Below are 4,500 nucleotides of genomic sequence, written 5' to 3' on the forward strand. Positions count from 1 at the left end.
TTGGACAGACTCCTTCATCGGGTCGAAGTAATCCACCTGAATGAGGACAGTTATCGAATCAAACACAGAAGCACCATATTCAGAGAAGAACATGTTCAATCCTAGTTAGCAAAAAGTGTTCAAAACTACTTGACGGTAACACCCTTTTGTATTTTAAAAGATAATACCATGAAATTTAGACATTTCAGAGTTTTATTCTGCCTTATATTAAAATGATCCTCATGACCACACAAAAATAAGCGAGTGCTTTAATTACTCAAAGCACCCGCTCTTATGTGGTTCTACTGCTACTAGTATTGCTCGATATTGATTTGAATCCTCGAACAGCTTAATCAATTAAGCAAGCATATGCGCCCTTCGAAATATCCGCAACCTGAAGGAATTAGTGATTGGTAAAAAATGATACCCGTTAGGAATCGGGATTACTAGTAAATTCGTATGCAGCTTTTTAAAAACCTCTGCTTTTTCTTTGCTATAATCGTCCATGCTTTGTCCAGCCAACAACAACAGAAAAGGCTTATCCATTTTTTCCTTCAAGCAATAGTCTGTTACTGATATTTCCTTTGATAAAGCATTCAATGCCTTTTCATTCCTGGGGTGTATATATACATCATTTTTCAATACAAAGTTGTTTTGGAGATAAGATTTATAATTATTGCTTGCTTCTTCGGTTAGATGTTCCATTGAATTTGCTGTTTCACTTGCATTTTCAAGGTCTTCTAATCATCAATAATAGGCAATTGGATTTCCTCATCGGCGTCACCTCTTTCACCAAGAAAGTAATAACCGCTGTCTAACAATGTTAACGACTCTACATAAGGAAATCACCAAGAAACACTTAGAAAGGAATATCATTAAGTCTTATAGGGGTTACTATCTTGTTTTCCCAATCACTTCTAATAATGGAATAGCATATTGAATCCGATATACTACCATCTTTATTCTCCCATGCATTTCGTAAGTATCCTTCTTTAACAAAACTACAATTGCTGAGAGTTTTCCTCATTGCGAAGTTATCGTTTCGAGTATATGCCTCAATTCTGATTTTCTTATTAGGCATATTAAATAGGTAGTCTACTATCCACTTAACCGATTTCTTGCCCACACCTTTTCCTCTAACGTTATTTGCTAAACGGATATCAAATGAAGGAATGGTATCGCTTATATCATGAATAATTATCAATCCAACTTTTTCAGTGTTCTTTTCTATCCAAAACGTTTCTCTATCTTTTTGGTACCAGCCTTTTTTGTATCCCTCTACAATTTGTTCTTCTAAAGGTTTTGGGTTTGAGTGAAAATCCCAAGTATTATTTGTAAAAAATGCCACCAAGTCATCTAATTCATCTTCCAATCTTCTAAAGATAAGTTCATTCATATTTTCCCTAACCTTTCTTTTGATTATCAGAAATTGTTCAACTAGGTTACTACTAGTAAAGCTTGAAATGAACGTCTAACACCCTCATATGTTTTATTATTTTATGGGATTCTTTGGCAAGTAGGTTGTACCTGAATCGTACCATACATAGAAAAAAGCCTACAAACCTTGATAGATCAACGTTTGCAGGCTTTTTTCTTTTACGTCATGATACCGGTGGTCGGGGTCGAACCGACACTCCTCACGGAACACGATTTTGAGTCGTGCGCGTCTGCCAATTCCGCCACACCGGCATAATTGGATATGCATCTTAGCGATGCAACTCTGTTATTATATATTATATCGAAGCAAGTTGTAAAGTGATTTTTTTAGGAAGGAAGCGATGTTTATGATTGAAATGCAACCTGACAAAAAAGGACGAGGCTACACAAACCAGCTGCCCCGTTATGCGCATGTTTTGCATATATTCCTGATTGTTGTTTTCCTGCTGCTCTCCCTTGTGCTCGGTTCACTGACTATCTATTTTCTCGTGCATCGAGAATGGGCGCTCACCGTCTTTTTCATTTTTATTACGCTCTTAATTACCTGCCTCGCTTATTTTTTAATCCTGAACTACCGCCAATACACTGCATTCAGGTTAACGTATGATTTGGATGACGAAGGTTTTATTTTGACATCGATTACTAAGCAAAAGGAAGAAACAGTGCGAATTCCATACGAGGATATCAAGGAAGTACTCGTTGGTCTTGATTTCAGGGTTATTCCAAGAGCACACTCTTCAGCTTTTGCAAAAACCTTGTATTCAGTTGGTGCCAAGCTAATCATATCGTATGGAAACAGGGAAGCTCCAAGGTATTTTATATTTACTCATTTTGACAAAGAAAGATTACTGAGTTGGCTGGAAACCTTGCAAGAGAACAAAGTGCCGATTGCTATTTCAAAGCTGAATCTATCTAAGGCTGTGACTGAAGAAGAGTTTTCTGAGATAGTGGCAGAAGCACCAAAAGTAGAATTTCGGCCCTATTTGCTGCTTAAAGAACAAATGGGCTATGAACCTGGATCAATAACACATCAGTATGAACCGGCTTTTCTTACAACATCCATCATAAAAAGACAAAAGTTGACGAACAAAACGAGGGACGTACGTTTAATGTGGGTATATATATCGCTCCTTCTATTCAACTTCTTATACTCCCTTTTCCTATTGCCGAATGCAGCAATAACCGAGGATGGCTTTATAGATGACGGGTATCTTCCCATTGTCCTGGTGAATACGCTTTGTCTTATTTTCGGCTTTTATTTTTGGAGAGGAGTGAAATGGTATCGGTCACTACTGGACTCAGCCCTCATCACCGCTGTCTCCTTTCTCGGCCTTTCGCTTTCTTCCATAATAATAAGCCCTATACGAGGTTCTATTTACACTGCAATTGGCCAGGAGCTGTCCGTTTTTGTTTTTATGCTGAACCTTTTATTCATCTTCATACGAATCCTGATGCTAATCATACGAAGGAGAGTGGCACCAGACAACCGCATGATGTAAGCAACGCTTCAAGCACACTCCCAGAGGATTACTGCTATTCCACTACAATAAAAAAAACGTTTCCTGCTAGAGGAAACGTTTTTTATTTGACTGTCTGGTATACCGGTGGTCGGGGTCGAACCGACACTCCTCACGGAACACGATTTTGAGTCGTGCGCGTCTGCCAATTCCGCCACACCGGCATAATAAGTATGGAGGCGGCAACCGGAATCGAACCGGTGGTAAGGGTGTTGCAGACCCGTGCCTTACCGCTTGGCTATGCCGCCTAATCATGGAGCGGAAGACGGGATTCGAACCCGCGACCCCCACCTTGGCAAGGTGATGTTCTACCACTGAACTACTTCCGCATACTGGGCTAGCTGGATTCGAACCAACGAATGACGGAGTCAAAGTCCGTTGCCTTACCGCTTGGCTATAGCCCATTGATCAATTTATTCTTATGAAAATGTAAATGGGGCGACTAGTGGGAATCGAACCCACGATGTCGGAGCCACAATCCGATGCGTTGACCATTTCGCCATAGCCGCCATATTGGCAGGGGTAGTAGGAATCGAACCCACACTGAAGGTTTTGGAGACCTTAGTTCTACCTTTAAACTATACCCCTGTGTAAATGGTGGTGGGGGACGGATTCGAACCGCCGAACCCGGAGGGAGCGGATTTACAGTCCGCCGCGTTTAGCCACTTCGCTACCCCACCACAGTATATGCAAGTTTTTATAAAAGGTGGCTCAGGACGGAATCGAACCGCCGACACAAGGATTTTCAGTCCTTTGCTCTACCAACTGAGCTACTGAGCCTTTAAGTAAAAGGAAATGCTTATTTAGTTTCCAGTTGTCCTTCGTCTCCATCTCAGGAGGAACATTCAAGGAGCGTCTCGATGGATACGCCTGCGGAGCTGATCGAAGATGTTTCGCTTCGGTGCTCTACCAACTGATCTACTGAGCCATAAACCTAATAAAATAAATGGCGGTCCCGACCGGGATCGAACCGGCGATCTCCTGCGTGACAGGCAGGCATGTTAACCGCTACACCACGGGACCGGAGCATTCAGAACCTCTCAGTTCTGAATGATATGTATTGCGGGGGCAGGATTTGAACCTGCGACCTTCGGGTTATGAGCCCGACGAGCTACCGAACTGCTCCACCCCGCGACGATAAAGATGTTCTTGCTTATGTGAAAATGGTGACCCCTACGGGATTCGAACCCGTGTTACCGCCGTGAAAGGGCGGTGTCTTAACCGCTTGACCAAGGGGCCAATGAAATATTATGGCGGAGAGCAAGGGATTTGAACCCTTGATACGCGGTTAGCGTATACACGATTTCCAATCGTGCTCCTTCGGCCACTCGGACAGCTCTCCATTGGCTCCGCAGGTAGGATTCGAACCTACGACCGATCGGTTAACAGCCGATAGCTCTACCACTGAGCTACTGCGGAATATTTCGCCTGGCAGCGTCCTGCTCTCGCAGGGGGAAACCCCCAACTACCATCGGCGCTGAAGAGCTTAACTTCCGTGTTCGAGATGGGAACGGGTGTGGCCTCTTCGCTATCGCCGCCAGACAAAGTATGTAAGACACATTTGCTA

General features: G+C 42.7%; 3 protein-coding genes, 14 tRNA genes, 1 rRNA gene and 1 pseudogene. 2 read left to right on the forward strand and 17 right to left on the reverse strand.

Annotated features, from left to right (window positions below; genetic code table 11):
• Positions 1-105, forward strand: a pseudogene (locus AC0TWI_RS00085) (ATP-binding protein); the annotation flags it as partial.
• Positions 106-336: 231 nt separating this feature from the next.
• On the opposite strand, the gene AC0TWI_RS00090 reads toward AC0TWI_RS00085, so the two are convergent.
• The 3 genes from AC0TWI_RS00090 to AC0TWI_RS00100 all read right to left on the reverse strand — a co-directional run bounded on the left by AC0TWI_RS00090 (position 337) and on the right by AC0TWI_RS00100 (position 1,668).
• Complete coding sequence (locus AC0TWI_RS00090; RefSeq protein WP_488124313.1) at positions 337-684, reverse strand: hypothetical protein; 348 nt, start codon at positions 682-684, stop codon at positions 337-339.
• 154 nt (positions 685-838) lie between these two features.
• Complete coding sequence (locus tag AC0TWI_RS00095) at positions 839-1,375, reverse strand: GNAT family N-acetyltransferase (protein ID WP_488124314.1); 537 nt, start codon at positions 1,373-1,375, stop codon at positions 839-841.
• 211 nt (positions 1,376-1,586) lie between these two features.
• Positions 1,587-1,668, reverse strand: a tRNA-Leu gene (locus AC0TWI_RS00100).
• 95 nt (positions 1,669-1,763) lie between these two features.
• Between AC0TWI_RS00100 and AC0TWI_RS00105 the strand changes: the two genes are divergently transcribed.
• On the forward strand, positions 1,764-2,915 hold the full coding sequence (locus AC0TWI_RS00105; RefSeq protein WP_488124315.1) for a hypothetical protein: 1,152 nt from the start codon (positions 1,764-1,766) through the stop codon (positions 2,913-2,915).
• A 100-nt stretch (positions 2,916-3,015) separates the two neighbouring features.
• On the opposite strand, the gene AC0TWI_RS00110 is transcribed toward AC0TWI_RS00105, so the two are convergent.
• From AC0TWI_RS00110 to rrf, 14 genes are all read right to left on the reverse strand, one after another.
• A tRNA-Leu gene (locus AC0TWI_RS00110) sits at positions 3,016-3,097 on the reverse strand.
• Positions 3,098-3,107: 10 nt separating this feature from the next.
• A tRNA-Cys gene (locus AC0TWI_RS00115) sits at positions 3,108-3,181 on the reverse strand.
• A 6-nt stretch (positions 3,182-3,187) separates the two neighbouring features.
• Positions 3,188-3,262, reverse strand: a tRNA-Gly gene (locus AC0TWI_RS00120).
• 3 nt (positions 3,263-3,265) lie between these two features.
• A tRNA-Gln gene (locus AC0TWI_RS00125) sits at positions 3,266-3,337 on the reverse strand.
• 30 nt (positions 3,338-3,367) lie between these two features.
• A tRNA-His gene (locus AC0TWI_RS00130) sits at positions 3,368-3,442 on the reverse strand.
• Between the two features lie 5 nt (positions 3,443-3,447).
• A tRNA-Trp gene (locus AC0TWI_RS00135) sits at positions 3,448-3,521 on the reverse strand.
• 7 nt (positions 3,522-3,528) lie between these two features.
• Positions 3,529-3,613: transfer RNA gene (locus AC0TWI_RS00140), tRNA-Tyr, on the reverse strand.
• Between the two features lie 27 nt (positions 3,614-3,640).
• Positions 3,641-3,713: transfer RNA gene (locus AC0TWI_RS00145), tRNA-Phe, on the reverse strand.
• 167 nt (positions 3,714-3,880) lie between these two features.
• Positions 3,881-3,956: transfer RNA gene (locus tag AC0TWI_RS00150), tRNA-Asp, on the reverse strand.
• 37 nt (positions 3,957-3,993) lie between these two features.
• A tRNA-Met gene (locus AC0TWI_RS00155) sits at positions 3,994-4,067 on the reverse strand.
• Between the two features lie 30 nt (positions 4,068-4,097).
• Positions 4,098-4,172 (reverse strand) — tRNA-Glu (locus AC0TWI_RS00160).
• Positions 4,173-4,184: 12 nt separating this feature from the next.
• A tRNA-Ser gene (locus AC0TWI_RS00165) sits at positions 4,185-4,275 on the reverse strand.
• Positions 4,276-4,277: 2 nt separating this feature from the next.
• Positions 4,278-4,352: transfer RNA gene (locus AC0TWI_RS00170), tRNA-Asn, on the reverse strand.
• A 7-nt stretch (positions 4,353-4,359) separates the two neighbouring features.
• A 5S ribosomal RNA gene (gene rrf / locus AC0TWI_RS00175) occupies positions 4,360-4,475 on the reverse strand.
• Positions 4,476-4,500: the final 25 nt, after the last annotated feature.

This window comes from Lederbergia sp. B243.17 (assembly GCF_057657925.1).

Excerpts from the sequence above, each read along its gene's own strand:
- AC0TWI_RS00090 (WP_488124313.1), bottom strand. The coding sequence starts at position 684 with ATGGAACATCTAACCGAAGAAGCAAGCAATAATTATAAATCTTATCTC.
- AC0TWI_RS00095 (WP_488124314.1), bottom strand. The coding sequence starts at position 1,375 with ATGAATGAACTTATCTTTAGAAGATTGGAAGATGAATTAGATGACTTG.
- AC0TWI_RS00105 (WP_488124315.1), top strand. The coding sequence starts at position 1,764 with ATGATTGAAATGCAACCTGACAAAAAAGGACGAGGCTACACAAACCAG.